The sequence below is a fragment of the Propionivibrio sp. genome, from assembly GCF_049316945.1.
Taxonomy (GTDB): Bacteria; Pseudomonadota; Gammaproteobacteria; order Burkholderiales; family Rhodocyclaceae; genus Propionivibrio.
This window is the reverse complement of record NZ_JBMOJE010000075.1, coordinates 1-26103: the sequence shown is the minus strand read 5'-3', so window position 1 is coordinate 26103 and position 26103 is coordinate 1. Positions and strand designations below refer to the sequence as shown.

Sequence of the window (26103 nt, the reverse complement as noted above, 5' to 3'; positions counted from 1 at the left end):
GTTATGCCCAATCGGGATGGCGAAAAAGGGGAAGTTATTTCGTAGGCGTTCCTAATTGACCGCAAGGCCAGGTTTGACGCGTGCTTAGCCCTCACCCCAACCCTCTCCCGCAGGAGAGGGGGTTTGCACCCTTCTCCCTGCGGGAGAAGGGCCGGGGATGAGGGCTTGCGACGTTGGCATCACATCCAACTGAGCTTTTCAGACTGAATTCCTTCAGCACTTCAACTGATCCAGCAGTTGCGTTTCCAGTTTGATCCGGCTTGAACTTTTGTCCAGATCGCCGCCACTGATCAGAAAGGTATCCTCGATTCGCTCACCGAGCGTGGCGATTTTTGCCGTGTGAAGATTGGCACCGCGTGCCGCCAGCGTCATGGCAACGGTATAAAGCAGGCCGGGGCGGTCGGAAGCGCTGATCGAGAGAACAAAAAGAAGGCCTTTTTCGTCCGGCTGCAGCGTGACCAGCGGCTGGATGGTGACCTGTGGCTGGATCGGGAAATGTTTCACCTGGCGTGAAATGCGCCCGCTGGCCGGCGCTTCTGGCGGAGCCTGTCGGGTGAGCCGATCGGTCAGTTCATGCTCGATGTAGTTGATCATGTCCCGGTCACTGTCGCGGCCACTGACGTCGTGCAGCATGAAACTGTCGAGCGCATAGCCATTTCGCGTCGTGTGAATCTTGGCGTCCATGATGTTGTATCCGGCGCGGCTGAAGAAGCCGACCAGCCGGGCAAACAGATCGTGCTGATCGAGGGTGTAGGCCATCACTTCAAGGCCGTCGCCATGCGGGTTGATACGGGCCTTGACGACCGGTTGTTTGCTGTCCGTACGGTAATGCAGGGCGCGCGCGTGCCAGGCGATTTCTTCCGCCGAATGGCGCAGGAAGTAAACAGTATCGAGTTGGTTCCACAAGCGTTCATGCGCTTTTTCCGGAACCGCAAAATAGCGCAACAGGCGCATTGCTTCCTCTTGCCGTTCCTGAATGATGCCTTGCGTTACCGGTGCCTGGCTACCGGAACGTAGCAGACGACGGGTCTGGTTGAAGAGTTGCTCAAGCAACTGGCCTTTCCAGCTATTCCAGACCTTGGGACTGGTGCCGCGAATGTCAGCCACGGAGAACAGGTAGAGCGCGGTGAGGTGGCGTTCGTCCATGACGGTTGCAGCAAAAGCACCAAGCACATCGGGGTCCGATATGTCCTGTTTCTGTGCCACGCTCGACATGACAAGATGCTGGAGTACGAGCCACACAACCAGTTCGCTGTCTTCTGCGCAGAGGCCGTGACTGGCGCAGAATTCCTGTGCGTCAACGGCACCAAGTTCCGAGTGACCGCCGCCACGTCCCTTGGCGATATCGTGGAAGAGGGCGGCGATGTAGAGCAGCCAGGGCCGATCAAATTCGCTGATCAACTGGCTGCAGAACGGGTACTCGTGGCCGAATTCTGATTCGGAGAACCGGCGCAGGTTACGAAGCACCTGCATGGTGTGCTGATCGACGGTGTAGGCATGGAAAAGATCGTGCTGCATCTGGCCGACGATGGCGCCGAAGTTGGGCAGGTAGCGGCCAAGGATGTCAAACTGGTTCATCCGCCGAAATTCATGCAACACGCCTCGCGGTTGCTTGAATATCTCGATGAAACGTGCCTTGTTTTCAGGGTTCTGGCGGAAATCATCGTCGATCAGGTTGCGTGCCCGCCACAATGCGCGAATCGTGCGTGCCGTCATGCCTTTCAGCTCGGGGTGCTGCTGCATGAGCAGGAAAGCTTCGAGGATGGCCGCAGGCGTTTCGTTGAAAACGTTTTCGTCGATTACGTCGAGCAACTGGTGCGTGTTCTGGAAACGCTCATTGATCGTCTGCGGAGCTTGTTCCGGTAACGGGAAAATCGCGGTTCCCATGTTCTGCAGGAGAATCGTGTTGAGCTGGGTAACCGTTTTAGCCGTCCGGTAATACTCTTGCATCAATTGCTCGCTGGCCCGCCGAGTCGGTGTCGCCTCAAAACCGAGTTGCTTGGCAAGTGCCGTCTGATAGTCAAACAAAAGGCGGTCTTCACGACGGCCAACGTGGAGGTGCAACTGGATGCGCAAGCGCTGCAAGAATCCTTCGCACCGCTCCAGTCCCTTGGCTTCGTCATGGGTTATGAAACCGTGACGTTCCAGATCCTGCCAGCTATTGCCAAAGCCCGCCGCTTGGGCGATCCACAGAATGCTTTGCAGGTCGCGCAATCCGCCGGGGCTTTCCTTGCAGTTCGGTTCCAGACTGTAGGGCGATTCCTGAAAGCGCATGTAGCGCTCGTCCTGCTCCATCCGCTTGGCGTGGAAAAACGCCTGCGGATCAAGCCTGTTCCTGAATTCAGAAGTGAATCTCGCAAAAAGTGTTTCGTCTCCGGTGAGCAGTCTGGCTTCCACTAACGCCGTCTGAACCGTCAGATCGCCGGCAGCCTCTCCAAGGCACTCCTCGACTGTACGTACGCTGTGGCCAATTTCCAGCCCGATATCCCAGAACAGTCCAACCAGTTGCTCAAGCAGTTCGGTGAGCGAAGCGTCGGGTGACTCCGGAAGCAGCAGCAGCAAATCAACATCGGAAGCGGGATACAACTCGCCGCGCCCGAAGCCGCCGACTGCCACCAGAGCCAGCGACTCCGGAAAGCACAGTTCTTTCCAAAGTTCGCGCAGCACTTCGTCAATCAGTTGGCAGCGTTCGTGGAGCAGGCGGGCAGGGTCCGGATCGCTGAGATAGTGCTCACGAACGGCGGCTTGCCCTGACTGCAGGCGCGATTTGTAACGGGCGAGAAGGTCGATGCGAGCCGCCGAGTCGATTTTCATGAGCATGACTTGATCCATTCCGGCGGCTTGCGCGTGCCGTCGGAGAGGGTTAGAACCTCATATCCGGTTTCGGTGACGAGAATGGTGTGTTCCCATTGCGCCGACAGGCTGTGGTCTTTGGTGACAATCGTCCAGCCATCCGCCAGTTCGCGAATCGCCGCCTTGCCGGCGTTGATCATTGGCTCGATGGTGAAAATCATGTTGGCTTCCAGTTTGACACCGGTGCCGGCCTTGCCATAGTGCACAACCTGTGGATCTTCATGAAATTTGGCACCGATTCCGTGGCCGCAAAATTCGCGCACGACTGAGAAACCGGATTTTTCAGCATGGCGCTGGATGGCGTTGCCAATGTCGCCGAGATGGGCGCCCGCCCTGACCTGCGCGATACCCAGCCACAGGCATTCGAAAGTGACCTCACACAGCCGTTTGGCCTGAATCGAGGCTTCGCCGACATGGAACATGCGGCTGGTATCCCCATGATAGCCCGCCTTGATGGTAGTGATGTCAAGGTTGACGATGTCGCCGTTCTTCAGTTGTTTTTCGCCGGGAACGCCGTGACAGACCTGATGATTAACCGAGGTGCAGATTGATTTCGGATACGGCTTGTAGCCGGAGGGCGCGTAGTCAAGCGGGGCCGGAATGCAGCCCTGGATATCGACCATGTAGTCGTGGCACAACTTGTCCAACTCGCCGGTGGTAACGCCCGGTTTGACAAAAGGGGTGATGTAATCGAGCACTTCGGCAGCCAGAAGGCCAGCAACCCGCATTTTTTCGATTTCGTCAGGAGATTTCAGTGTAATGCTCATGTTTATTGGTGGCCGGGCGGATGGAGTGAAGTGGCGAAGGATAAAGTAAGGTGCTCGCTAAGGCAATTTACAGCCTTATAGGTTCGGGCATCCATCCCGACACGCTTGATGCAAGTGCGTAAACCGACAGCAACAACTCAGAGGCTGTGAAAAAATACCTAGCCCCCACCGCAAAGGCGCAAAGGGGCAAAGAAAACGCAGAGGAACCCCATTATCTATAATGGTTTTCTTTGCGAAACCTTTGCTTCTTTGCGCCTTTGCGGGCGCGTAGCCTGGCCTCGGGCCATGGATTTTTAATATTTTCACCGGCTCTCAGTAGCGCTGAAATTGGAATTTCACCCCGTCCGATGGTACAATCGCCGGGTTTTACTGACCTGTGTCGGTGAAACATGAATGATGAATGCGTGCCATGTCGGCACGCGAGGCGTGCCGGTAACGGTTCGTCAACTACTCACATTCGCCTGTTCAAGGGTGCCCGTCAATTATTCAAGACGGGCGTAGGTGGGCGAATGGTGGTTTAACCCTGATATGAAAGAAAGACTATGTCCGTAACTATGCGTCAAATGCTGGAGGCCGGTGTGCACTTCGGCCACCAAACCCGTTTCTGGAATCCCAAGATGGCTCAGTACATCTTTGGTGCCCGCAGCAAGATCCACATCGTCAATCTCGAGAAGACGTTGGCCAAGTACAACGAAGCCATGTCTTTCGTGCGCAAGCTGTCATCCAACAAGGGCAATATCCTGTTCGTCAGCACCAAGCGCCAGGCACGTGAGATCATCGCCGAAGAAGCCAGCCGTTCCGGTTCGTCGTATGTTGACCAGCGCTGGCTGGGCGGCATGCTAACCAACTTCAAGACCATCAAGCAGTCGACCAAACGCTTGAAGGACATGGAAGTGATGACTGAAGATGGCTCACTTGAGAAGCTTGGCAAGAAGGAAGCGCTGATGACCCAGCGCGAACTGATCAAGCTGCAAAAATCCATCGGCGGCATCAAGGAAATGAATGTATTGCCGGATGCCCTGTTCGTGATCGACGTCGGTTATCACAAAATCGCCATCACTGAAGCCAACAAGCTTGGTATACCGGTCATCGCGGTGGTTGATACCAATCACTCACCGGAAGGCATTGATTACGTCATTCCGGGTAACGATGACTCTTCCAGCGCGATCCGTTTGTACGCGCGCGGCGTTGCTGACGCGATTCTTGAGGGCCGTAGCCAATTTGTTGAGGAAATCGTTGCAGCAGCAGCTTCAGGCGACGAGTTTTTCGAAGAAGCCTCACAGTAATCCCCGAGCTTTGTTTTCCGCTGTATGACAAGTGCGGCCGGAAAGCTTTTGTTTGAAATGATTTGAATGAGGTGCGGCCGGTGATACCGGCCGTGTCCGCAAGTGGAGAGAAAAATGGCGGCAATTACCGCAAGCATGGTGGCAGAACTACGCGCAAAGACCGACGCGCCGATGATGGAATGCAAAAAGGCCCTGACTGAAGCCGAGGGTGACCTGGGCAAGGCCGAAGAAATTCTGCGTGTAAAGCTGGGCAACAAGGCCACCAAAGCCGCTGCCCGGGTAACCGCTGAAGGCGTGGTTGGCATCAGCATTTCGGATGATGGCAAGCTGGGCGCTATCCTCGAAATCAACTGCGAGACCGATTTTGTTGCCAAAAATGACGAGTTCTTGCAACTGACCAAGGGTTGTGTCGAACTCGTGGCCGGCAAGAACCCGGCTGACGTTGCTGCGCTGTCGGCATTGCCGATGGCTGACGGAACCGTTGAATCGACCCGCACCGCGCTGGTTGGCAAGATCGGCGAGAATCTGTCGGTACGACGTTTCGCGCGTGTCGAAGCCAAGGGCAAACTGGTGTCGTATATCCACGGAGGCTCCAAAATTGGGGTGTTGCTGGATCTGGTTGGTGGCGACGAACAACTGGGCAAGGACCTGGCCATGCATATCGCTGCGTTAAAGCCAAAATCGCTGGATGCGACGGGTGTTCCTGCCGAACTGATCGAGAGTGAGCGTCGTGTTGCCATCGAAAAGGCCAAGGAAGCAGCGGCTGAAGGCAAGGTAATTCCGGCTGACATCATGGCCAAGCGCATTGAAGGTTCGGTGCAGAAGTTCCTGAATGAAGTGACGCTTCTTGGTCAGACCTTTGTCAAAGACGACAAGCTGACTATCGAAAAGTTGCTCAAGTCCAAGAGTGCTTCGGTTGCCGGCTTTACGCTGTACGTAGTTGGTGAAGGGATGGAGAAGCGCTCCAACGACTTCGCCGCCGAAGTTGCTGCTCAGGCAGCGGCTGCACAGAAGTAAAAGAAAGGGTTCTGACTGCCATGACTGACGCTACTACCCCAAAATTCAAACGTATCCTGCTCAAGATCTCGGGTGAAGCCCTGATGGGTGCTGATGCTTACGGCATCAACCGTCAGACAATTTCCGAGATCGTCGCCGAGGTCAAGAGCGTTGTCGATATGGGGGTACAGGTCGGCGTTGTCATCGGCGGGGGCAATATTTTTCGTGGTGTTGCTCCCGCCGCCAACGGCATGGATCGTGCACAAGCTGACTACATGGGTATGCTGGCCACCGTAATGAACGGTCTGGCTTTGCAGGATGCAATGCGCATCGCCGGAATGGTTGCCCGCGTGCAGTCGGCACTGAATATCGAACAGGTCGTCGAACCCTATATTCGAGGTCGAGCCATCCGTTATCTGGAGCAGGGCAGGACGGTCATTTTTGCTGGTGGCACCGGCAATCCGTTTTTTACGACCGATACGGCAGCGGCTTTGCGTGGCGCCGAAATTGGTGCGGAAATCGTACTCAAGGCAACCAAGGTTGATGGTATTTATTCAGCCGATCCAAAGAAGGATCCGTTGGCGACAAGGTACGACCGGATCAGTTTTGATGAGGCCATTTCGAGGAACCTGGCAGTGATGGACTCGACAGCCTTTGCGCTGTGCCGTGACCAGAAGCTGCCGATCAACGTCTTCTCGATTTTCAAGCGGGGGGCGCTGAAGCGCGTTGTGCTTGGCGAGAGTGAAGGTACGCTGGTCTATTGCTGAGGGAAATTGACATGTCAATTGCAGATGTGAAAAGCACTACCGAACACAAGATGCAGAAGTCGCTTGAGGCACTCAGGATCGATCTGGCCAAGGTTCGTACCGGGCGTGCCCATATCGGTTTGCTGGATCATGTCCAGGTTGAATATTATGGCTCGATGGTGCCGGTCAATACCATTGCCAACATCACCATGATCGATTCTCGTACGCTGGGTGTTCAGGCTTGGGAGAAAAACATGGCACCAAAGGTCGAGAAAGCCATTCGGGATTCCGATCTTGGTCTGAATCCGGCTTCGCAAGGCGAACTCATACGCGTTCCGATGCCTGCGTTGACTGAAGAACGGCGTCGTGATCTGATCAAGGTCGTCAAGCACGAGTGTGAAAACGCACGTATTGCCATGCGTAATCTGCGCCGTGATGCCAATGCGACACTCAAAGACCTGCTCAAGAACAAGGCCTGTTCCGAAGATGATGAGCGTCGTGCGCAGGAAGACATTCAGAAGCTCACCGACAAGCATGTCGCTGAAGTTGACAAACAGTTCGCCCAAAAAGAAATCGAGTTGATGGCCGTTTGAAGACTGCCCAAAGGATACGCTAGATGGCGATCTTCACCAGTTCTACCAAGGATATCCCCGAAGCTGCGGCAGTGCCGCGACATGTCGCCATTATCATGGATGGCAACGGACGCTGGGCCAAGAAGCGCTTTTTGCCGCGCTTTGCCGGGCATCGCCGTGGTGTCGAGACGGTGCGCGATACGGTCAAGTATTGCCTGGAGCATGGCATCGAGTACCTGACACTCTTTGCTTTCAGTTCGGAAAACTGGCGCCGCCCCGAGGAGGAAGTTACGCTTCTCATGCAGCTTTTTGTTCGTGCCTTGCAAAAGGAAGTTACCAGGCTGGATCGTAATGGCGTGCGTCTGAAAATTGTGGGTGATTTGTCACGCTTTGATCCCGAATTGCAGTCGCTGATTCACGCCTCGGAGCAGAAAACAGCCAGCAATGAAAAACTGACGCTGACCGTTGCCGCCAATTATGGCGGCCGCTGGGATATTCTTCAGGCTGTCAACCGCATGGCCATTGAAAATCCTGACAAGCAGGGAGAGTGGAGCGAAGCCGACCTGGCGAATTATCTCGCCATGAATTACGCACCGGAGCCAGACCTCTTCATTCGTACCGGCGGGGAAGAGCGGGTCAGTAACTTTCTGCTTTGGCAATTGGCCTATGCCGAATTTTATTTTACCGATACTCTCTGGCCAGAGTTTGACACGGCGGCTTTCGGTGCGGCAATAGCCTCGTATCAACACCGTGAACGTCGTTTCGGGCGAACGAGTGAGCAACTGATCGGCAATCCTCCTGCCGTCGTGCCTGATGAAATCACCCCTGATAGCGCAGATTCGATACGCCTGATGGATGTGAAAATCAATGCTTAAAACGCGGATCATTACCGCGCTCCTTCTTTTTGCTGTATTTTTTTCGGCACTTTTTTATCTGCCACCACTCGGTTGGGTCATATTCGCAACCGCGGTTGCCGCCGTTGCCGCTTGGGAGTGGGGGGCGCTGATGGGATTAGGCGCTTTGCCAAGGCTCGCCTTGGGTGCGGCTTTATCATTGATTTGTACGGCTGTCGGTGCGTTGGATCCTGTGGCGCTGGGTGTGCAGAGTATTGGCAGCAATTTTTCTGAAACGGCTTGGCTTCTGGGGCGCTGGTTCTATCTTCCGGCGGCAGTTTTCTGGTTGCTTGTGGTTCCTTTGTGGCTGAGATATCGCTGGACATTGCCTAAATCCGCGCTCGGATTGGCTATTGGCCTGTTGCTTATCCTGCCGACCTGGCTGGCATTGGTTCAACTGAGGCAAGCGGGTGCGCTGGCGCTAATCGCTATCATGGCAACCGTCTGGGTGGCGGACATCGCCGCTTATTCATTCGGACGAACCCTCGGCAGACACAAACTGGCACCTGGAATCAGCCCGGGCAAGACCTGGGAAGGTGCGCTTGGCGGTGGCGTCGCCGTGATCGTTTACGGCTTCATCCTCGCGCCAAAACTGCCTGCGGCTCTTTCTGAAAATTACGCTTTGCTGCTCCTCGTCCTTGTCCTCCTGACGGTGATCAGTGTCATTGGCGACTTGTTCGAGTCGCTACTCAAACGCGAGGCCGGGCTGAAAGACAGCAGCAACATCCTGCCCGGTCACGGCGGTGTGCTTGATCGCATTGACAGCCTGACCTCGACCCTGCCGCTGGTAGCCCTTGTCTGGCTGACCACCTTGCATTGACCGCTGGCGATAACCTTGCAAAAACTCACAATTCTCGGATCAACCGGTTCTATCGGCGTCAATACGCTGGATGTCATCCGGCGCCATGCGCAACGTTATCAGGTGATCGCCCTCTGTGCGCATAACCAGATCGACCGCCTGTTCGATCAATGCCTTGAGTTTCAACCGCGTTTTGCCGTAGTGCGTGATGCTGAATTGGCGCTGGAGTTAGGTCGCCGTCTGGCGGCTGTCGCTTGTCCAACTTGCGTGGAGTACGGACCTGATGCCCTGGTGCGGATGGCCGAACTGCCGGAAGTCGACGCGGTAATGGCGGCCATTGTCGGTGCTGCCGGCCTGCAACCCACTCTGGCTGCTGCGGTCGCCGGCAAGAAAGTCCTGTTGGCGAACAAGGAAGTCCTGGTCATGGCGGGGCCGGTCTTCATGCGCGCCGTGAAAGAAAATGGTGCAACTTTACTGCCGATTGACAGTGAACATAATGCTATATTTCAATCACTTCCACATGATTATTCAGGTGATTTGTTAAAGAGCGGAGTGCACAGTTTATTGCTCACAGCATCCGGTGGACCGTTTCTCAATACTCTGATCAGCGACTTGGAGCGAGTAACTCCAGAACAGGCCTGCGCACATCCCAACTGGGTCATGGGGCGAAAAATTTCGGTTGATTCGGCGACCATGATGAACAAAGGGCTCGAGATGATCGAGGCTCACTGGCTGTTCAACGTTCCAGCGGAGCAGATCGAGGTCGTCATTCATCCGCAGAGTGTCATCCACTCGCTGGTGCAGTACGTCGATGGTTCGGTAATTGCTGAGCTAGGAAATCCGGACATGCGCACGCCGATAGCTCACGCCCTGGCTTATCCGGAGCGAATCGCCGCAGGCGTTGAGCCGCTCAATCTGTTCAAAATTGCTTCATTGCATTTTGAACGACCAGACTTTGAGCGTTTCCCCTGTCTTGCTCTGGCATACCGCGCGTTACGTAAGGGCGAAAGTGCGCTGGCGGCTCTCAATGCTGCCAATGAGGTTGCTGTTCAGGCTTTTCTCGATGGCAAGATCGGCTTTACAGTGATCCCGAAAATCATTGCGACGGTCATGGACAAGTCGCCGGTAACGGTCATGACCACTCTCGTGGATGTACTGGCCGCCGATAGTGCGGCACGCCAGATAGCCGAGCAAGTCATCGATGAGATGGCTTCAGCATGAGTAATTTTCTTTACTATCTGGTGGCGTTTGCTCTGGTTCTAGGCGTACTGATTATCGCCCACGAGTATGGGCACTACCTCGTGGCGCGCTGGGTCGGCGTCAAGGTATTACGATTTTCGGTGGGTTTTGGTCGGGCGTTATGGTCGAAACGGATCGGAAGTGATGGTACGGAATGGGCCATCGGAATGTTTCCCCTGGGTGGCTACGTCAAGATGCTGGATGAGCGGGAGGGCGAAGTCGCTCCCGAGGAATTGCATCGCAGCTTCAACCGGCAGAGCGTGTGGCGACGAATGGCGATCGTTGCTGCCGGTCCTGCAGCCAATTTGCTGTTGGCGATACTCGTGTACTGGGGACTCTTCTGGTACGGTACGGAAGAACTGAAACCGATTCTGGGTACGCCGGTCGCTGCAAGTCCCGCCGCTGCAGCCGGTATCGAAAACGGTGAGCGGGTTATCAAAGTTGGAGGAGAACTGGTTCAAAGCTGGCAGGACATGCGCTGGGTATTGCTTCGTCGGGCGGTTGATCAGGATTCGATCGAGTTCGAGGTGATCAATCCGCACAATGAAATCACACTTCGCCACCTTGATGTTTCCTCTGCCAGAGAAGGTGGCTGGGAGGGTGATGCACTGTCTAAACTAGGGATCAATTTTTACCGCCCCATGATTCCCCCGGTGCTTGGAAAAATCAGCCCGGACAGTGCCGCTGCTGCTGCTGGCCTGAGTCCGGGAGATGAGATCCTGGCGATTGACGACAAGCCAATCAACACTTGGCAGGATGTCGTCCTTACCGTCCGCAGTTCGCCGGGGAAGCCCATGGAATTTGAAGTCAGGCGTAATGGCGAACAGTATGTCATCAAAATAACGCCTGCCATGGTAGAGGAAGGTGGACGTGATATCGGCCGGATTGGTGCCTCCGTCAAGGATACCGGCGCTTCGAGAAGCGACATGATGATTACGGTTCGTTACGGACCACTATCCGCGCTGGGCAAGGCCATCTATGAGACCTGGGATAAGTCAGTGTTCAGCCTGGTCATGATCGGAAAAATGATTACCGGCGAAGTGTCCTGGCGCAATATCAGCGGTCCGGTAACGATTGCAGACTATGCCGGCCAGTCCGCAAAGCTCGGTATCGGCTATTACCTCAAGTTCATGGCGTTAGTCAGTATCAGTCTCGCCGTGTTGAATTTGCTGCCTATTCCGATTCTGGATGGTGGGCATTTGCTGTATTATGTTGTGGAAATCATAAAGCGTGGGCCCCTTTCGGAGCGCAGCATGGAAATTGGCCAGCAAATCGGGCTGGCGCTGCTGCTGATGCTAATGGCGTTTGCTTTCTACAATGACATCAATCGATTGATTTCCGGCTGACCCTATGAAGAAAAACCTGCTAGCAGGTCTGATCGCCACACTTTTCGTTTCTGGCGCATCCGCTTTCGAACCATTCACCGTACAGGATATTCGTGTCGACGGCATTCAGCGCACTGAAGCTGGTACGGTGTTCAGCTATCTCCCGGTCAAAGTCGGGGATACCATGACCGACGAAAAGGCGGCGCAAGCGATCAAGGCCTTGTTCGCCACTGGTTTTTTCAAGGACGTGCGCATCGAGATTGATGGCGGGGTCGTCATTGTGGCGGTAGAAGAGCGCCCGGCCATCGCGCAGATTGACTTTGTCGGTCTCAAGGAATTCGATAAGGATCAACTGACCAAAGGCTTGAAGGAATCCGGATTCGCTGTCTCACGCTCCTTTGACCGCAGCATGCTCGAAAGAGCCGAGCAGGAATTGAAGCGCCAGTATCTAACACGCGGCAAATATGGGGTCACGATCACGACGACGGTCACACCCCTTGAGCGCAACCGTGTGTCGATCAACTTCAATATTGACGAAGGCGATGCCTCCAAGATCAAGCAAATCAACATTGTCGGAGCACAAGCTTTCAAGGACAAGGACTTGCAGGCGCTTTTCCAGTTGCAAACACCGAACTGGATCAGTTGGTACACAAAAAACGATCAATATTCCAAACAGAAACTCGCCGCTGACCTTGAGGCCTTGCGCTCTTACTACCTGAATCGCGGCTATCTTGAATTCAACATCGAATCAACCCAGGTATCGATCAGTCCCGACAAGAAGGATATCTATATTACGGTAAGCGTTTCCGAGGGGGAGCGCTACATCGTGTCCTCGGTAAAGCTGGCCGGTGAACTCATCCTGCCGGAAGAAGAATTCAGGAAGGCAATGAAGGTCAAGCCGGGCGACGTGTTTTCCCGTGAAAATTTGAATGAAAGCACCAAAGCCATCAGCGACAAGCTCTCGGCGAAGGGCTATGCGTTCGCCAACGTCAATGCAGCGCCTGAACTGGACAAGGAGAAAAGGCAGGTCGCATTCACGGTATTCGTCGATCCGGGAAAACGTGCTTACGTTCGCCGTATCAACATAACTGGCAATACAAAGACCCGTGACGAGGTGATCCGGCAGGAAGTTCGTCAAATGGAAGGCGCCTGGTACGACGATGAGCGGGTGAAGCTCTCAAGAGAGCGTATCGACAAGACCAACTACTTTGGCGAGGTCAATGTCGAAACGCCACCGGTGCCTGGAACAACTGATCAGGTCGATGTCAATATCAATGTGACAGAGAAATCCACCGGCAATATCTCTCTGGGCGCAGGTTATTCCCAGTCCGAAAAGGTTGTTCTCTCGGGTTCCATATCGCAGGCCAACATATTTGGTAGTGGTAAGTTTTTATCTTTACAACTTAACACTGGCAAGATAAACCGAACCATCGGGGTGAACTATACCAACCCTTACTTTACGGTCGATGGCATCAGTCAGGGTTTTGATTTCTACCACAGAAAATCCAATCCGGAGTCACTTGGCTACGCTTTTCAGACAACGTCAACGGGCGGCGGCATTCGTTTTGGCATTCCAATTGCCGAGAAACAGTCACTAAGCTTTGGTTTGGCAATCGATCAGACCGATGTGGGAATCAATCCTTCCGACACTACATATCCGCCACCGAATCAGTATTTGAGATTCAACAATGAGTTTTGCGGTACGGGTAGTTCAGTCATCCCAGCTACAACAGACCCCTCTTACCTGGCATACCTCTACAACACTCCATCATCATGCAGCAACATAACGCTGCCGGCGACGGTCGGCTGGGTCAGTGATACCAAAGATAGCGCACTTAACCCTACCCGCGGTGCACTGCAAAGAGCCGTATTTGAGGTGGCCCTACCTGGTGGGGACCTCAAGTACTATAAAGCAACCTATCAGCACCAGCGGTTTTTCCCGGTGACCCGAAGCATGGTGCTCATGCTTAACGGAGAGCTTGGATACACCAAAGGCATGTCTGGCCAGGAAGTGCCTTTCTACAAGAACTTCTACGCCGGTGGTGTAGGGTCCGTTCGCGGTTACGATACGGCGAGTCTCGGACCTTACGAGGATTCAAATGGCAATCAGGTACGGCTCGGCGGTACGCGTCGCGTCGTCTTCAATGCTGAACTTTCCATGCCCCTGCCGGGATTTGGAGTAGATAAATCGGTGCGTTTTGGCCCATTCTTTGATGCCGGCCAGGTGTATGGTGAAGGAACTTCAACTGCAGGAGTATGCGTCCAGGGTAGTGTATGCGACCAAGGTCCAGTCCGGATGTCGGCAGGTCTTGCGGCGACCTGGATATCTCCATTTGGTCCGCTTAAATTCAGTTTGGCGCAGCCGCTTAATAGCCAGGATGGTGATAAACTTCAGCGGTTCCAGTTCCAGATGGGACAGACCTTTTAACTTAGGAGAAATAGCTTGAACACGAAAATTGCCACGTTGCTGGTCGCGTTGATGGCTTCGCTGCCAGTGTCTTACGCGTCGGCATCGGATACATTAAAGGTTGGTTACGTCAATACCCAGCGTATATTCCGTGATGCGCCCACTGCAGTTAAGGCGGCAAAGAAGATCGAAGTGGAATTTTCAAAACGCGATCAGGATTTGCAAGGTCTAGCCAAGCGACTCCAGACATTGCAGGAGTCTCTTGAGAAAAACGCGGTGACGATGTCTGAATCAGAGCGCCGTGTGAAAGAAAAAGACCTGAATGAGATGTCCCGCGAGTTTCAACGCAAGCAGCGTGAGTTCCGTGAAGATCTGAACCTGCGTCAGAACGAAGAGAACGCCGCAATCATCGAGAAGGCGAACAAGGCGATCAAGCAACTTGCCGAAAGCGAGAAATATGATCTGATCGTCCAGGATGTTGTCTGGGTCAGTCCGAAACTTGACGTGACGGACAAAATCATCAAGGCATTATCCGAAGCCAAGTAACTGGCGTGCCTACGCATGGTGGTATGCGGCTCGACGAAATCGTCACCCGTCTTGGCGGATCGCTAAAGGGTGACGGTTCGGTTGTTGTCTCACAAGTTGGCAGCTTGGCTTCAGCCTCTGTCGGGCAGATTGCATTTCTTGTCAACCCGAAATATCGGCAGCAGTTGCAGACCACCCAGGCGACCGCGGTTATCGTGCCGCCACAGTTTGCCGGGGAGACGATGCTGCCGCGCATTGTCCATCAAAACGCCTACGCCTATTACGCTCGTGTTGTAGGCTTGCTCAATCCACAAGACCAGCGTCCGCTTGGCGTTCACCCGTCAGCCGTTGTCCAAAGCCATGTCCCTGCCTCGGCACGTATCGGCGAAAACGTAGTGATCGGTGAAAACGTGGTGATTGGCGAAAACGTCACCCTGTATCCTGGCTGTGTCGTTGGCGATGATGTTTCAATCGGAGATGATTCGCTGCTCTATCCAAATTCCGTGGTCTATCGTCATTGTGTGATCGGCCAACGGGCCGTCATTCAGGCGGGAGCGGTTATCGGTAGCGACGGATTCGGTTTCGCCAAGGAAGGTGAACGCTGGATCAAGATTCCGCAAATTGGGCGCGTTGTAATCGGTGATGATGTCGAAATTGGCGCCAATACTTCGATCGACCGTGGTGCGCTGGACGATACGGTGATTGGTGACGGGGTGAAACTCGACAATCAGATCCAGATTGCACACAACGTGGTTATCGGAGAACACGCGGCAATGGCCGGTTGTGTTGGCATCGCGGGCAGCACAAAGATCGGACGCCGCTGTACGGTCGGTGGTGCCGGGATGATCGTCGGCCATCTCGAACTTGCTGATGATGTACATATTTCGGCCGGTACGATGGTAACCAAGAGTCTGCGAAAGCCAGGGCAGTACACCAGTATTTTTCCGCTCGAAGCGCACCAGGAGTGGCTGCATAACGCAGCCCAGATCAAACGTCTGGCCAAGCTTGCCGAACGGGTTTCCGAACTTGAGAAAAAACTCGAACAAATGGAGAAAACATCATGAATTCAATGGATATTAAAGAAATTATTGAACACCTTCCGCATCGTTATCCATTCCTGCTGGTTGATCGTGTTGTGGACTTTGAGGCCGGTAAATCAATCCATGCCTACAAGAATATTACGATCAACGAACCGTTTTTCGCTGGCCATTTTCCGCATCACCCGGTGATGCCTGGCGTGCTCATCATGGAGGCGCTGGCTCAGGCAGCCGGTATTCTCTCGTTCAAAACCATGGGTGTGAAACCCGACAATAATTCACTTTTTTTCTTTGTCGGCATTGACAATGCCCGTTTTAAAAAACCGGTATCCGCTGGCGACCAACTCCATTTGCACGTCGAGATACTGCGCCAGATGCGCGGTATCTGGAAATACAAGGCGGAAGCCCGCGTTGATGGAGAAATTGTTGCCGGGGCCGAGTTGATGTGTGCCCAGCGCGAAGTGGTGTGATTGCGGGAAGATAACCTTGAGTTCAGCCACGATTCACCCTAGCGCAATCATTCACCCGGATGCCCGTCTTGGCTCCAATGTCTCGGTCGGTCCCTATTCGATCATTGGTGAGCATGTCGAGATCGGCGAAAATACGAGCATCGGCCCGCATGTGGTTATTTCCGGCCATACACGGATCGGCCGGGATAACCGGATTTTTCAGTTCAACTCGATCGGCGAAGTGCCACAGGACAAGAAATATGCAGGTGAGCCGACGCGCCTTGAAATCGGTGACCGCAATACCATCCGCGAGTTTTGCACGTTCAACCTCGGCACGGCGCAGGATTCGGGTGTAACCAGACTGGGTGACGACAACTGGATCATGGCCTACGTGCATATCGCCCATGACTGCCAGGTCGGAAACCGCACTACCTTTGCCAACAATGCTCAACTTGCCGGGCACGTCCACATTGATGACTGGGCAATACTTGGCGGCTATACCGGTGTTCACCAGTTCTGCCGTATCGGGGCGCATACCATGACGGCTGTAGGTACCGTGGTACTGCAGGACATTCCGCCCTTCGTGATGGCGGCTGGCAATACGGCAAGCCCTTTTGGCATCAACGCCGAGGGTCTGAAGCGCCGTGGTTTCTCGGCGGAAGCACTGTTGGCCTTGAAACGTGCCTATCGGACGCTCTACAAGTCTGGTTTGATGCTTGAAGAGGCGCGTGCCAAGCTCGAAGAAGAGGTCAAGGCCCATCCTGAAATTCAACCTATTCTCGATTTTCTTGCGGTTTCAAAGCGCGGCATCATCCGATGATGGCTGGGGTTGTTCGTATCGCCATGGTGGCAGGCGAGGCTTCTGGAGATCTGCTGGCTAGCCACCTGATCCAGGCGCTCAAGGCCAAATTGCCCGACGCCGTGTTTTACGGTATCGGTGGCCCGAAAATGGCAGGGCAAGGCTTCAAGGCTTGGCATCCGCTCGAAAAACTCGCGGTGCGAGGTTACGTCGAAGTACTTCGGCATTACCGCGAAATTTCAGCTATTCGCAGCGACTTGAAACGCCGCCTGTTGGCCGACCCGCCGGATGTCTTCATTGGCGTCGATGCGCCGGACTTCAATCTGGCGCTGGAAAAAGTACTGAAACAGCGTGGAATCCCCACTATCCATTACGTCAGCCCGTCGATCTGGGCCTGGCGTGGCAAGCGCATTCACAAGATCGGCGCCGCTGTTTCGCGAATATTGGCCCTCTTTCCTTTTGAGCCGGCACTCTACGAGAAACAGGGGATTCCCGTCACTTACGTGGGGCATCCGTTGGCCGACATGTTACCGGTTGAGGACGGTCGAAGTGGAGCGCGTGAATTGCTGGATTTGCCAGCGCAACAGCCTGTTTTTGCGTTGCTGCCAGGTAGTCGGCAATCCGAACTGCAGTATATGGCGGATACCTTTATCGCGACTGCACAGGAAATCCACAAGAAACTGCCAAACGCACTTTTTCTCGTTCCAATGGCCACAAGAGAAACTCGCTTGTTGTTCGAAACCGCGCTTTATCGATGCGACGCGCGCGAACTGCCGATTCGCATGTTGTTCGGCCATGCGCATGAGGCCATGATGGCCTCCGACGCGGTACTCGTCGCCAGTGGTACTGCAACTCTTGAAGCAGCGTTGCTAAAACGACCGATGGCCATCGTCTACAAGATGGCGCCATTCTCCTATCGCATGATGCGGGGCATGGGGTATCTGCCTTATGTTGGCTTGCCCAACATCCTCGCCGGAAGATTCGTTGTGCCCGAATTCATTCAGGATGACGCTACACCGGAAAATCTGGCTCAGGCATTGCTAAATCTCTACGCAGACAAGGCTGCCTGCGCGCGTATCCGTCAAACGTTCAGTGAAATTCACTTGCAACTCAAACAAAACACGGCTGAAAAAGCCGCTGCAGCGATCCTCGACTGCCTGCCTGTTGCAGTGCGCAACAATGCTCTTGCTTCTGCAGCCTGAAGGTCTGGTCTGCGGAGTTGACGAGGCGGGGCGTGGTCCTCTGGCTGGGCCGGTGGTAGCGGCGGCAGTAATTCTCGATCCGGACAATCCAATCGTCGATCTCAACGACTCCAAGAAACTCTCGGCCAAACGTCGTGAAGTGTTGGCCATCGAGATTCGCAAAAAGGCGCTGGCATGGGCCGTCGCCGAGGCCAGTGTCGAGGAAATCGACCGCATCAATATTTTGCAGGCGAGCCTGCTCGCCATGCGGCGCGCCGTCGAAGCGCTCGGCATCCAGCCTGAGCATGCGCTGATCGATGGCAATCGCTGCCCGTTGTTGCCCTGTACGGCGCAAGCCATTATCGGTGGCGATGGCAAGGTGGCATCGATTGCGGCGGCCTCCATTCTCGCCAAAACCGTTCGTGACGCCGGCATGAAGGAACTCCACGCTGTTTATCCAATGTATGGTTTCGATCGGCACATGGGTTATCCCACCACGTTGCACCTAAAAGCATTGCGGGATCATGGGGTGAGTCCGGTGCATCGGCGCAGCTATGCGCCAGTCGCGCAACTATTGTTGTTATGAGACAGATCGCTTCGCGTGAAAACCCGCATTTCAAGGCGCTCAGGAAGCTCTGCCAGAGCGGCCGCGAACGGCGCAAGACGGGGCAGGTTGTACTCGACGGCATGCACCTGATCGAAGCCTACGCCATCCATTATGGCCAGCCGGCAGAAATTGTCGTTAGCGAAAGCGGAGCCCTGCACGGTGAAATCGCCGATTACCTTGCCGATGACGGCGCTCGCTGCACCACCATCGTACTGGCTGACGCGCTGTTCGCCGATCTGGCAACGGTCGAAACCCCAAGTGGCATCATGGCGATTGTTTCTCAGCCACGCCCGGCACATGGACTGAATCAGGAAATCGATGCGCTATTGCTCGATGGCGTACAGGATCCAGGGAATGTCGGCTCGATCCTGCGTAGCGCAGCTGCCGCAGGTTTTCGGCAAATACTGTTGTCGACGGACAGTGCTCAAGCCTGGTCGCCAAAGACATTACGCGCGGCGATGGGTGCGCATTTCCAGCTCGACATTCACGAAAGTGCCGATCTGCCGGGATTTCTTGGCGGCTATCAGGGGCAGGGCGTGGCCACTACTCTCGACGCCACTACTTCGCTCTATGCCGCCAATCTCAAAGGCCCTCTGGCCTGGGTTTTCGGCAGCGAAGGGCAGGGAGTGCGACCCGAAGTCGCCGCTGCGTCGCGGTTGAAGGTTCGCATACCGATGCCGGGAGCAACCGAATCGCTTAACGTAGCGGCGGCGGCGGCGGTGTGCCTGTTCGAGACGGTCCGCCAGCGTCAGTAGTCATTCTGCCTAATGGCAGTGACGCTGTCAGGCAACTGAATCAGACCGCATGGCCGCCAGGATTGAATCTTTCTAAAAGGGGGTCAAGCCTTGACGCGCATCAATCGCGCTTTTTCACGATCCCAATCGCGCTCTTTTTCGGTTTCGCGCTTGTCGTGCTGCTTCTTGCCTTTGGCCAGGCCGATTTCAACCTTGATTCGGCCGCGAACGAAGTGCAGATTCAATGGCAAAATCGTGTAACCGGCTCGCTCTACCTGACCAATCAGCTTGCTGATCTGGTTGGCATGGAGCAACAGTTTGCGTGTGCGGATCGGGTCAGGATTGACGTGGGTTGACGCTTCAGGCAAGGCGGTGATGTGCATTCCGAAGATGAAAACTTCTCCACTACGGATAACGACATAGGATTCCTTGATGTTCGCCCGTCCAGCCCGGATCGCCTTGACTTCCCAGCCCTGTAGCGAAATGCCCGCCTCGAATTTTTCTTCGACGAAGTAGTCGTGAAAGGCTTTCTTGTTGGCGATGATGCTCATGGTGCGGCTCTCATAGGTTATGGCGCGAGGATGCTAGAATGCCGGATTCTACAGGATTCACGGGGTTCGGCTGAAGATGGCCATGGTTGAAAAATCAGTACTGATCGAGCGCTCGGCGCAAGAAATGTTCGATCTCGTGGACGGTGTGGAAGACTACCCCAGGTTTTTACCCTGGTGCAGCCAGACTCGGGTTGAGTTCCGGGATGAAAAAAAAACGGTAGCCACGCTGCACATCAACTATCACAGCGTCAAATCGCACTTCACCACCGAAAACGAGAAGGATATCCCGCTGAGAATGACTATCAAACTGGTTGATGGCCCGTTTCGCCGTCTCGAAGGGTTGTGGCACTTCTTGCCGCTGGCCGACAATGCCTGCAAAATCGAATTCCGGCTTTCCTATGAATTTTCCAGCAAAATGTTCGAAAAAGTAATCGGCCCTGTGTTTGGCAAGATTGCCAATACGTTCGTTGATGCGTTTGTAAGACGTGCCGACGAGGTCTATGGAGTTATAAATGCCTGAACTGATCAGCATCGAAGTGGTTTATCCGCTACTGGAAAAGCAGGAGATTTTTTCCGTCAAGTTGCCGGCGGGTGCAACCGTTCGTCAGGCTATTGAAGCCTCCGGCGTTCTGCAAAAATATCCCGAGATTGATATTGCGAAAAACAAGATTGGCGTCTTTGCCAAGCTTGCCAAGCCCGATGCGCCATTACGTGACCGTGATCGGGTGGAAATTTACCGGCCATTGATTGCCGACCCGAAGGAAGTACGCAAGCAACGGGCGGCAGAAGGCAAGGTAATGAAGAAGGGTGCGGGCGAAGTGGAGAGCGAATAAGGAGGCGATCTCAGACTTATTTGCAGTTGGATTGCACGGCCTGACGCGCTTTGGAAATTTCCTGGTCGCGCTGTGCATCTTCCATGAAATAGCGTTCGCCCTTGTCGTCACGCTGGACGATACGTTCGCCGGATTCAAGAGACTGCAGGTAGCGACGCGATTTTTCGCAGTTCTCCTTCTTGTCGGCTGACGCCGCTTGCTCTTTGCTTGCCTTCTCCGAACTTTCCTGAGATTCTTTCTGGCGTTTGCGGAAATCCAATTCTCGATCAGCCGTTGTTTTTTGTGTCGCGGAACTTTCCGCAGGGGGCTCCGACTCGATTTTTCGCTGCTGACGGACATTTCCGACAGGTGGTTTGTCAGACATGATGGTTTTGCCGTTTTCATCTTTCCACTGGTAGATCTGGGCGTTCACCGCCGTAGCGAGGAGGAGGGCGGCAACCGTAAGGGCTATGCGTTTCATGGTCATCCTGACTATATTGAGCATGCTGTATAATACGTTTTTGTAACCCCGGATTATAGGCCATGCGTTTAATTCAAAGGGCGTTAACGTTTGATGACGTCCTCCTTGTTCCAGCACACTCCCTCGTTCTGCCCCGCGATGTCAGTCTTCGAACCTGCCTGACGCGCAACATCACTCTCAATATGCCTCTGGTGTCCGCCGCCATGGATACCGTGACCGAAGGTCGCCTTGCCATTGCTTTGGCGCAAGAGGGCGGTATCGGTATTGTGCATAAAAATCTAAGTCCGAAAGCGCAGGCGATTGAAGTCGCGAAGGTCAAGCGCTTTGAATCAGGCATTCTGAAAGACCCGATTACCGTTCCGCCGACCATGTCGGTACGCGAAGTCCTCGAACTGACCCGTTTGCACAAGATTTCCGGTTTCCCCGTGCTGGAAGGCAAACTTGTGGTCGGCATCGTGACCAACCGCGACTTGCGCTTCGAGACCAACCTCGACCAGCCGGTACGCAACATCATGACGCCGCGCGAACGGCTGGTCACGGTGAAGGAGGGCGCTACGGTAGAGGAAGGCAAGGCGTTGATCCACAAGCATCGCCTCGAGCGGGTGCTGGTGGTCAATGATTCTTTCGAGTTGCGTGGCCTGATTACCGTCAAGGACATCATCAAGACAACCGAGCACCCGTATGCCAGCAAGGATGCTTCCGGGCGTCTGTGTGTTGGTGCGGCAATCGGCGTGGGTGCTGGAACCGAAGAGCGTGCGCAATTGCTCGCCGAAGCCGGTGTGGACGTGCTGGTCGTTGATACGGCGCACGGTCACTCGCAAGGGGTATTGGACCGCGTGCAATGGGTAAAGAAGAACTTGCCGATGGTTCAGGTTATCGGTGGCAACATCGCCACGGCTGAAGCCGCGCGGGCACTGGTCGATCATGGCGCAGACGGTGTCAAGGTAGGCATCGGTCCGGGGTCCATCTGTACGACACGGATTGTGGCCGGGGTTGGTGTTCCGCAGATTACTGCGATCCAGATGGTTTCTGACGCACTCAAGGGCACCGGGGTGCCGATGATTGCCGATGGTGGAATCCGCTATTCCGGGGATATCTGCAAGGCCATTGCGGCTGGCGGCAATGCCGTCATGCTCGGCGGTCTTTTTGCCGGAACCGAAGAAGCGCCGGGTGAAGTTGAACTCTTCCAGGGCCGGTCTTACAAATCCTATCGCGGCATGGGTTCGATCGGCGCCATGGCTGCCGGTGCCGCCGACCGTTACTTTCAGGACAGTACCGCCAACGTTGACAAACTTGTTCCCGAAGGTATCGAAGGGCGTGTGCCTTACAAGGGATCGGTACTGGCGGTGATTCACCAGTTGATGGGCGGTCTGCGCTCTTCGATGGGCTACCTTGGCTGCGCGACGATAGAAGAAATGCACGAGCGTGCCTCCTTTGTCGAGATTACCTCGGCAGGTGTGCGCGAGTCTCATGTGCACGACGTACAGATCACCAAGGAAGCACCGAATTATCACGTTGAATAGTCAAGTGCAGTCCAACCAGGGCGGCTCATTGGCCGCCCTTATTCATTCAAGGCTTGAAAATGGCTCACCAGAAAATACTCATCCTCGATTTCGGTTCCCAGGTTTCCCAACTCATTGCCCGACGTGTGCGCGAGCAACAGGTCTATTGCGAACTGCATCCGTTTGACGTCAGCGAAGATTTTGTCCGCCAGTTCAAGCCGCAAGGCATCATCCTTTCCGGCGGACCAAACTCGGTGTACGAGGCCGAGCAATGGCATGCGCCGCAGGTGGTTTTTGAGCTGGGCGTGCCGGTTCTGGGAATCTGCTACGGCATGCAGACGATGGCTCAGCAACTGGGTGGCAAGGTCGAGAGTTCCGGCAAGCGCGAATTCGGTTATGCGGAACTGCGTGCCCGAGGGCATTCGGAGCTATTCAAGGGAATTCAGGATCGCTGCAACGACGAGGGCCATGGCCTGCTTGACGTGTGGATGAGCCACGGCGACAAGGTCACCGAATTGCCGCCTGGCTTCAAGGTCATCGCCAGCAACGAATCGTGTCCGATCGCCGCCATGGCGGATGAGACGCGCAAGTTCTACGCCGTCCAGTTCCATCCGGAAGTCACGCACACACTCAAGGGCAAGGAAATGTTCGCCCACTTTGTGCACGAGATATGTGCTTGTGGCCATGACTGGAACATGCCGGACTACGTGAACGAAGCCATCGATAAGGTGCGCGCCCAGGTCGGCAAGGAACAGGTCATTCTCGGCCTCTCTGGCGGTGTCGACTCATCCGTCGTAGCCGCGCTCCTGCATCGCGCCATCGGTGACCAATTGACCTGTGTCTTCGTCGATAACGGCCTGCTGCGTCTGAACGAAGCGGAGCAGGTCATGAAGACCTTCGCCAGCAACCTCGGTGTCAAGGTCATTCACGTCGATGCCACCGAACAGTTCATGGGACATCTCCAGGGCGTTACCGATCCTGAAGCCAAGCGCAAGATCATCGGTCGCGAGTTCGTCGAGGTGTTTCAGGTCGAATCAAAAAAACTGGCAGAAAGCGGGGAAGCGGCCAAATGGCTGGCCCAAGGCACGATTTATCCGGATGTGATCGAGTCGGCCGGCAGCAAGACCAAGAAGGCGCACACCATCAAGAGTCACCACAACGTCGGCGGCTTGCCGGAAACACTCAATCTGAAGTTGCTCGAACCGCTACGCGAACTGTTCAAGGACGAAGTGCGCGAACTGGGCGTCGCGCTCGGGCTTCCGCATGAGATGGTCTATCGCCATCCGTTCCCCGGCCCCGGCCTTGGTGTCCGTATTCTCGGTGAAGTGAAGAAAGAATTTACCGATCTGCTGCGTCGTGCCGACGCCATTTTCATCGACGAACTGCGGGCTGCGGGCTGGTACGAGAAAACCAGCCAGGCTTTTGCCGTCTTCCTGCCGGTGAAGAGCGTTGGCGTCATGGGCGATGGTCGCACCTACGAATACGTTGTTGCCTTGCGTGCCGTGGACACCCAGGACTTCATGACCGCGCATTGGTCCGAACTGCCGCACAGCCTGCTTGGCAAGGTGTCCAATCGCATCATCAACGAAGTGCGCGGGATCAATCGGGTCGTCTACGATATTTCCGGGAAACCTCCGGCGACCATCGAGTGGGAGTAGTCTAACGATTTGCGGCGTCTTGCGGCTCGTTACATCAGACAATCACCAACCCCTTGCTGTTGCTTGATTCTACCCAATAAAACCCGCTTCTGCTAGCGCCAACTAGCGCCAAGAAGCGGGTTTTTTTATGGGTAGTTCTAAAGGTAGACCGAAACGCGAGTATTATAATTTTCCCCGATACCCTCTATTTATAACGCAGAAAAAAAGCATCTAAACATCACTTGAAGCCAGTGTTATCAACGATTACAAAGGAATTGGAGGTATCGGTTTAGGCGAGGTATCAAAAAATCAATATGAATAAAAAAATGCCTTCTTATATTTTTTCAAATGAACTTAACATCATGATTCGTTGGAGTAATTTATGTTAACCGATACCCGTATTCGTAATCTAAAACCAAAAGATAAATTATACAAAGTCTTTGATCGGGATGGTCTGTACGTGGTTGTCTCAACCGCTGGCGGTGTTTCGCTCAGGTATAACTTCCGGCTCAATGGACGAAACGAAACGCTGACGATTGGAAAATACGGGGTAGGTGGGATAACACTGGCCGAAGCTCGCGTGTTATTGCATGAAGCGAAGAAGATGCTTGCTGAAGGTAAGTCACCGGCACAGGAGAAGGCGCGCATCAAAGAAAATGCCAGCGACTCAAAAACATTCGGGGAATGGGCGCAAGAATGGCTCAAAGGCTATGAAATGGCCGACTCAACCCGGAATATGCGGCAGGCCGCCTACAACCGTGACCTGAAACCATTTTTTGAGAATCGACACCTGCATGAAATAGACCACAACGACCTGAGAAAATTAACTGATTCAATCGTCGCAAGGGGCGCCCCTGCAACGGCTGTGCATGTTCGTGAGGTATTGATGCAGGTATATCGGTGGGCCAATGAGCGGGGGCAGAAGGTAGAGAACCCGGCTGATCTGGTCAAGCCGAATTCGATTGCTAAATTTGAATCAAGGGATAGGTCACTGTCGCCCGAAGAGATCGGAGTGATGCACGAATACCTGGAACGGGTCGGAACAACCCCGTCGATTCGTGCTGCCGTCAGGCTGTTACTGCTGACGATGGTGCGCAAGTCAGAATTGACTGAAGCAACATGGGATGAAATTGATTTTGTAAAATCGCTCTGGACAATCCCAAAGGAGCGGATGAAGCGGCGCAACCCGCATAATGTATACCTGTCAAATCAGGCTACGGACATTATCATGGCGCTGAAGGCATTTGCAGGGGGGTCAGACTACCTTTTCCCGTCGCGCTATGATCCCGATAAGCCAATGTCGCACGCAACGCTGAATGTGGTCACGACGCTAACATTTAAACTAGCGCAGAAAGACGGAAAAGACCTTGGGAAGTTTGGCCCGCATGACTTGCGCCGAACCGCTTCAACGATGTTGCATGAGGCCGGATACAACACAGACTGGATAGAGAAGTGTCTGGCGCACGAACAAAAAGGCATCCGCGCCGTCTACAACAAGGCCGAGTATCGAGAGCAGCGGCAGGCCATGATGCAGGATTGGGCGGATATGATCGACAGTCTCACGAAGCGAAGCGAAGCGACAAATCTTCATAACTTGCTGTCCGGATGCTTTTCTTTCTTCCATCCAGTCTTGAATCTCCCGCAAATCCCATGCCACGTTTCGGCGGTTCAGGGCGATTCGCTTAGGGAAGTCGCCGCGCGCCTCCATGTCGTTAATCGTCCGGTCGGCAAGTGGGATCATTCTGAGAAGTTCTTTTTTACCGATAAATCGTGGAAGCGCATTATTCTGGTTCATTTTTGTTCTCCATAATCCTTCGTTCATTCGAGTGCGTCCTATCCCGTTCGCAACGCGGGCAGCCGCCGTGGTGCTCGCAACTGGCCGAAGCGTGCGTCGGCGTACCGTCA

General features: G+C 54.4%; 24 protein-coding genes and 2 pseudogenes. 21 read left to right on the top strand and 5 right to left on the bottom strand.

Annotated features, from left to right (window positions below):
• Positions 1 to 213 precede the first annotated feature (213 nt).
• Positions 214 to 2814: a [protein-PII] uridylyltransferase gene (locus tag ACOYNV_RS16565; protein WP_422900900.1), complete on the bottom strand. Its 2601-nt coding sequence runs from the start codon at positions 2812 to 2814 to the stop codon at positions 214 to 216.
• A complete protein-coding gene (map, locus tag ACOYNV_RS16560; RefSeq protein ID WP_422900895.1) occupies positions 2811 to 3620 on the bottom strand; it encodes a type I methionyl aminopeptidase in 810 nt (269 codons plus the stop codon). Before map ends, ACOYNV_RS16565 begins: the two co-directional genes overlap by 4 nt.
• A 542-nt stretch (positions 3621 to 4162) precedes the next feature.
• Between map and rpsB the strand changes: the two genes are divergently transcribed.
• From rpsB to ACOYNV_RS16480, 16 genes are all read left to right on the top strand, one after another.
• Entirely contained in the window at positions 4163 to 4906 is a 744-nt protein-coding gene (rpsB, locus tag ACOYNV_RS16555; RefSeq protein ID WP_422900894.1) for a 30S ribosomal protein S2, read from the top strand.
• A 114-nt stretch (positions 4907 to 5020) separates the two neighbouring features.
• A complete protein-coding gene (gene tsf / locus ACOYNV_RS16550) occupies positions 5021 to 5923 on the top strand; it encodes a translation elongation factor Ts (RefSeq protein WP_422900893.1) in 903 nt (300 codons plus the stop codon).
• A 20-nt stretch (positions 5924 to 5943) separates the two neighbouring features.
• Positions 5944 to 6669, top strand: a complete 726-nt coding sequence (gene pyrH / locus ACOYNV_RS16545; RefSeq protein ID WP_422900892.1) for a UMP kinase — start codon at positions 5944 to 5946, stop codon at positions 6667 to 6669.
• A gap of 11 nt (positions 6670 to 6680) precedes the next feature.
• Entirely contained in the window at positions 6681 to 7241 is a 561-nt protein-coding gene (frr, locus tag ACOYNV_RS16540; protein ID WP_422900891.1) for a ribosome recycling factor, read from the top strand.
• Positions 7242 to 7264: 23 nt separating this feature from the next.
• Entirely contained in the window at positions 7265 to 8095 is an 831-nt protein-coding gene (uppS, locus tag ACOYNV_RS16535; RefSeq protein WP_422900890.1) for a polyprenyl diphosphate synthase, read from the top strand.
• Complete coding sequence (locus ACOYNV_RS16530) at positions 8088 to 8933, top strand: phosphatidate cytidylyltransferase (protein ID WP_422900889.1); 846 nt, start codon at positions 8088 to 8090, stop codon at positions 8931 to 8933. The genes uppS and ACOYNV_RS16530 overlap by 8 nt, the downstream gene beginning before the upstream one ends.
• Before the next feature lie 9 nt (positions 8934 to 8942).
• The gene (gene ispC / locus ACOYNV_RS16525; protein WP_422900899.1) at positions 8943 to 10133 is read left to right on the top strand and encodes a 1-deoxy-D-xylulose-5-phosphate reductoisomerase; all 1191 of its coding nucleotides are present in this window, start codon (positions 8943 to 8945) and stop codon (positions 10131 to 10133) included.
• A complete protein-coding gene (rseP, locus tag ACOYNV_RS16520) occupies positions 10130 to 11497 on the top strand; it encodes an RIP metalloprotease RseP (protein ID WP_422900888.1) in 1368 nt (455 codons plus the stop codon). The genes ispC and rseP overlap by 4 nt, the downstream gene beginning before the upstream one ends.
• Before the next feature lie 4 nt (positions 11498 to 11501).
• Positions 11502 to 13904 (top strand): outer membrane protein assembly factor BamA, encoded by a 2403-nt coding sequence (gene bamA / locus ACOYNV_RS16515; protein WP_422900887.1) that lies wholly within the window; start codon positions 11502 to 11504, stop codon positions 13902 to 13904.
• A gap of 51 nt (positions 13905 to 13955) precedes the next feature.
• Entirely contained in the window at positions 13956 to 14429 is a 474-nt protein-coding gene (locus tag ACOYNV_RS16510; protein ID WP_422900898.1) for an OmpH family outer membrane protein, read from the top strand.
• Positions 14430 to 14452: 23 nt separating this feature from the next.
• A complete protein-coding gene (gene lpxD, locus ACOYNV_RS16505) occupies positions 14453 to 15472 on the top strand; it encodes a UDP-3-O-(3-hydroxymyristoyl)glucosamine N-acyltransferase (protein WP_422900886.1) in 1020 nt (339 codons plus the stop codon).
• Positions 15473 to 15477: 5 nt separating this feature from the next.
• Complete coding sequence (gene fabZ / locus ACOYNV_RS16500) at positions 15478 to 15915, top strand: 3-hydroxyacyl-ACP dehydratase FabZ (RefSeq protein WP_422900897.1); 438 nt, start codon at positions 15478 to 15480, stop codon at positions 15913 to 15915.
• Between the two features lie 16 nt (positions 15916 to 15931).
• Positions 15932 to 16714, top strand: a complete 783-nt coding sequence (gene lpxA / locus ACOYNV_RS16495; protein ID WP_422900885.1) for an acyl-ACP--UDP-N-acetylglucosamine O-acyltransferase — start codon at positions 15932 to 15934, stop codon at positions 16712 to 16714.
• Positions 16714 to 17895 (top strand): lipid-A-disaccharide synthase, encoded by a 1182-nt coding sequence (gene lpxB, locus ACOYNV_RS16490; RefSeq protein WP_422900896.1) that lies wholly within the window; start codon positions 16714 to 16716, stop codon positions 17893 to 17895. Before lpxA ends, lpxB begins: the two co-directional genes overlap by 1 nt.
• A complete protein-coding gene (gene rnhB / locus ACOYNV_RS16485) occupies positions 17873 to 18460 on the top strand; it encodes a ribonuclease HII (RefSeq protein ID WP_422900884.1) in 588 nt (195 codons plus the stop codon). The genes lpxB and rnhB overlap by 23 nt, the downstream gene beginning before the upstream one ends.
• Complete coding sequence (locus tag ACOYNV_RS16480; RefSeq protein WP_422900883.1) at positions 18457 to 19236, top strand: TrmH family RNA methyltransferase; 780 nt, start codon at positions 18457 to 18459, stop codon at positions 19234 to 19236. Before rnhB ends, ACOYNV_RS16480 begins: the two co-directional genes overlap by 4 nt.
• Positions 19237 to 19319: 83 nt before the next feature.
• Here ACOYNV_RS16480 and smpB read toward each other — a convergent pair whose 3' ends face one another.
• Complete coding sequence (smpB, locus tag ACOYNV_RS16475) at positions 19320 to 19766, bottom strand: SsrA-binding protein SmpB (protein WP_422900882.1); 447 nt, start codon at positions 19764 to 19766, stop codon at positions 19320 to 19322.
• A 76-nt stretch (positions 19767 to 19842) separates the two neighbouring features.
• Between smpB and ACOYNV_RS16470 the strand changes: the two genes are divergently transcribed.
• Positions 19843 to 20286 carry a type II toxin-antitoxin system RatA family toxin gene (locus ACOYNV_RS16470; protein ID WP_422900881.1) on the top strand — a complete coding sequence of 148 codons (444 nt, stop codon included), beginning with the start codon at positions 19843 to 19845 and terminating at the stop codon, positions 20284 to 20286.
• Positions 20279 to 20599, top strand: coding sequence for an RnfH family protein (locus ACOYNV_RS16465; RefSeq protein ID WP_422900880.1), 321 nt, complete (start codon positions 20279 to 20281; stop codon positions 20597 to 20599). Before ACOYNV_RS16470 ends, ACOYNV_RS16465 begins: the two co-directional genes overlap by 8 nt.
• 16 nt (positions 20600 to 20615) lie before the next feature.
• On the opposite strand, the gene ACOYNV_RS16460 is transcribed toward ACOYNV_RS16465, so the two are convergent.
• Positions 20616 to 21059, bottom strand: a complete 444-nt coding sequence (locus ACOYNV_RS16460) for a DUF4124 domain-containing protein (protein ID WP_422900879.1) — start codon at positions 21057 to 21059, stop codon at positions 20616 to 20618.
• Positions 21060 to 21121: 62 nt separating this feature from the next.
• Here ACOYNV_RS16460 and guaB point away from each other — a divergent pair, with 62 nt between their 5' ends.
• The 3 genes and pseudogenes from guaB to ACOYNV_RS16445 form a co-directional block, all read left to right on the top strand.
• The gene (guaB, locus tag ACOYNV_RS16455; RefSeq protein ID WP_422900878.1) at positions 21122 to 22582 is read left to right on the top strand and encodes an IMP dehydrogenase; all 1461 of its coding nucleotides are present in this window, start codon (positions 21122 to 21124) and stop codon (positions 22580 to 22582) included.
• A 59-nt stretch (positions 22583 to 22641) separates the two neighbouring features.
• On the top strand, positions 22642 to 24219 hold the full coding sequence (guaA, locus tag ACOYNV_RS16450; RefSeq protein ID WP_422900877.1) for a glutamine-hydrolyzing GMP synthase: 1578 nt from the start codon (positions 22642 to 22644) through the stop codon (positions 24217 to 24219).
• A 361-nt stretch (positions 24220 to 24580) separates the two neighbouring features.
• A pseudogene (locus ACOYNV_RS16445) lies at positions 24581 to 25768 on the top strand (tyrosine-type recombinase/integrase); the annotation flags it as partial.
• Positions 25769 to 25879: 111 nt separating this feature from the next.
• On the opposite strand, the pseudogene ACOYNV_RS16440 reads toward ACOYNV_RS16445, so the two are convergent.
• Positions 25880 to 25939: pseudogene (locus tag ACOYNV_RS16440) on the bottom strand (transcriptional regulator); the annotation flags it as partial.
• Positions 25940 to 26103 lie beyond the last annotated feature (164 nt).

Coding starts and splice junctions, on each gene's coding strand:
- ACOYNV_RS16565 (WP_422900900.1), bottom strand. CDS start 2,814: ATGAAAATCGACTCGGCGGCTCGCATCGACCTTCTCGCCCGTTACAAA.
- map (WP_422900895.1), bottom strand. CDS start 3,620: ATGAGCATTACACTGAAATCTCCTGACGAAATCGAAAAAATGCGGGTT.
- rpsB (WP_422900894.1), top strand. CDS start 4,163: ATGTCCGTAACTATGCGTCAAATGCTGGAGGCCGGTGTGCACTTCGGC.
- tsf (WP_422900893.1), top strand. CDS start 5,021: ATGGCGGCAATTACCGCAAGCATGGTGGCAGAACTACGCGCAAAGACC.
- pyrH (WP_422900892.1), top strand. CDS start 5,944: ATGACTGACGCTACTACCCCAAAATTCAAACGTATCCTGCTCAAGATC.
- frr (WP_422900891.1), top strand. CDS start 6,681: ATGTCAATTGCAGATGTGAAAAGCACTACCGAACACAAGATGCAGAAG.
- uppS (WP_422900890.1), top strand. CDS start 7,265: ATGGCGATCTTCACCAGTTCTACCAAGGATATCCCCGAAGCTGCGGCA.
- ACOYNV_RS16530 (WP_422900889.1), top strand. CDS start 8,088: ATGCTTAAAACGCGGATCATTACCGCGCTCCTTCTTTTTGCTGTATTT.
- rseP (WP_422900888.1), top strand. CDS start 10,130: ATGAGTAATTTTCTTTACTATCTGGTGGCGTTTGCTCTGGTTCTAGGC.
- bamA (WP_422900887.1), top strand. CDS start 11,502: ATGAAGAAAAACCTGCTAGCAGGTCTGATCGCCACACTTTTCGTTTCT.
- ACOYNV_RS16510 (WP_422900898.1), top strand. CDS start 13,956: ATGGCTTCGCTGCCAGTGTCTTACGCGTCGGCATCGGATACATTAAAG.
- lpxD (WP_422900886.1), top strand. CDS start 14,453: ATGCGGCTCGACGAAATCGTCACCCGTCTTGGCGGATCGCTAAAGGGT.
- fabZ (WP_422900897.1), top strand. CDS start 15,478: ATGGATATTAAAGAAATTATTGAACACCTTCCGCATCGTTATCCATTC.
- lpxB (WP_422900896.1), top strand. CDS start 16,714: ATGGCTGGGGTTGTTCGTATCGCCATGGTGGCAGGCGAGGCTTCTGGA.
- rnhB (WP_422900884.1), top strand. CDS start 17,873: ATGCTCTTGCTTCTGCAGCCTGAAGGTCTGGTCTGCGGAGTTGACGAG.
- ACOYNV_RS16480 (WP_422900883.1), top strand. CDS start 18,457: ATGAGACAGATCGCTTCGCGTGAAAACCCGCATTTCAAGGCGCTCAGG.
- smpB (WP_422900882.1), bottom strand. CDS start 19,766: ATGAGCATCATCGCCAACAAGAAAGCCTTTCACGACTACTTCGTCGAA.
- ACOYNV_RS16470 (WP_422900881.1), top strand. CDS start 19,843: ATGGCCATGGTTGAAAAATCAGTACTGATCGAGCGCTCGGCGCAAGAA.
- ACOYNV_RS16465 (WP_422900880.1), top strand. CDS start 20,279: ATGCCTGAACTGATCAGCATCGAAGTGGTTTATCCGCTACTGGAAAAG.
- ACOYNV_RS16460 (WP_422900879.1), bottom strand. CDS start 21,059: ATGAAACGCATAGCCCTTACGGTTGCCGCCCTCCTCCTCGCTACGGCG.
- guaB (WP_422900878.1), top strand. CDS start 21,122: ATGCGTTTAATTCAAAGGGCGTTAACGTTTGATGACGTCCTCCTTGTT.
- guaA (WP_422900877.1), top strand. CDS start 22,642: ATGGCTCACCAGAAAATACTCATCCTCGATTTCGGTTCCCAGGTTTCC.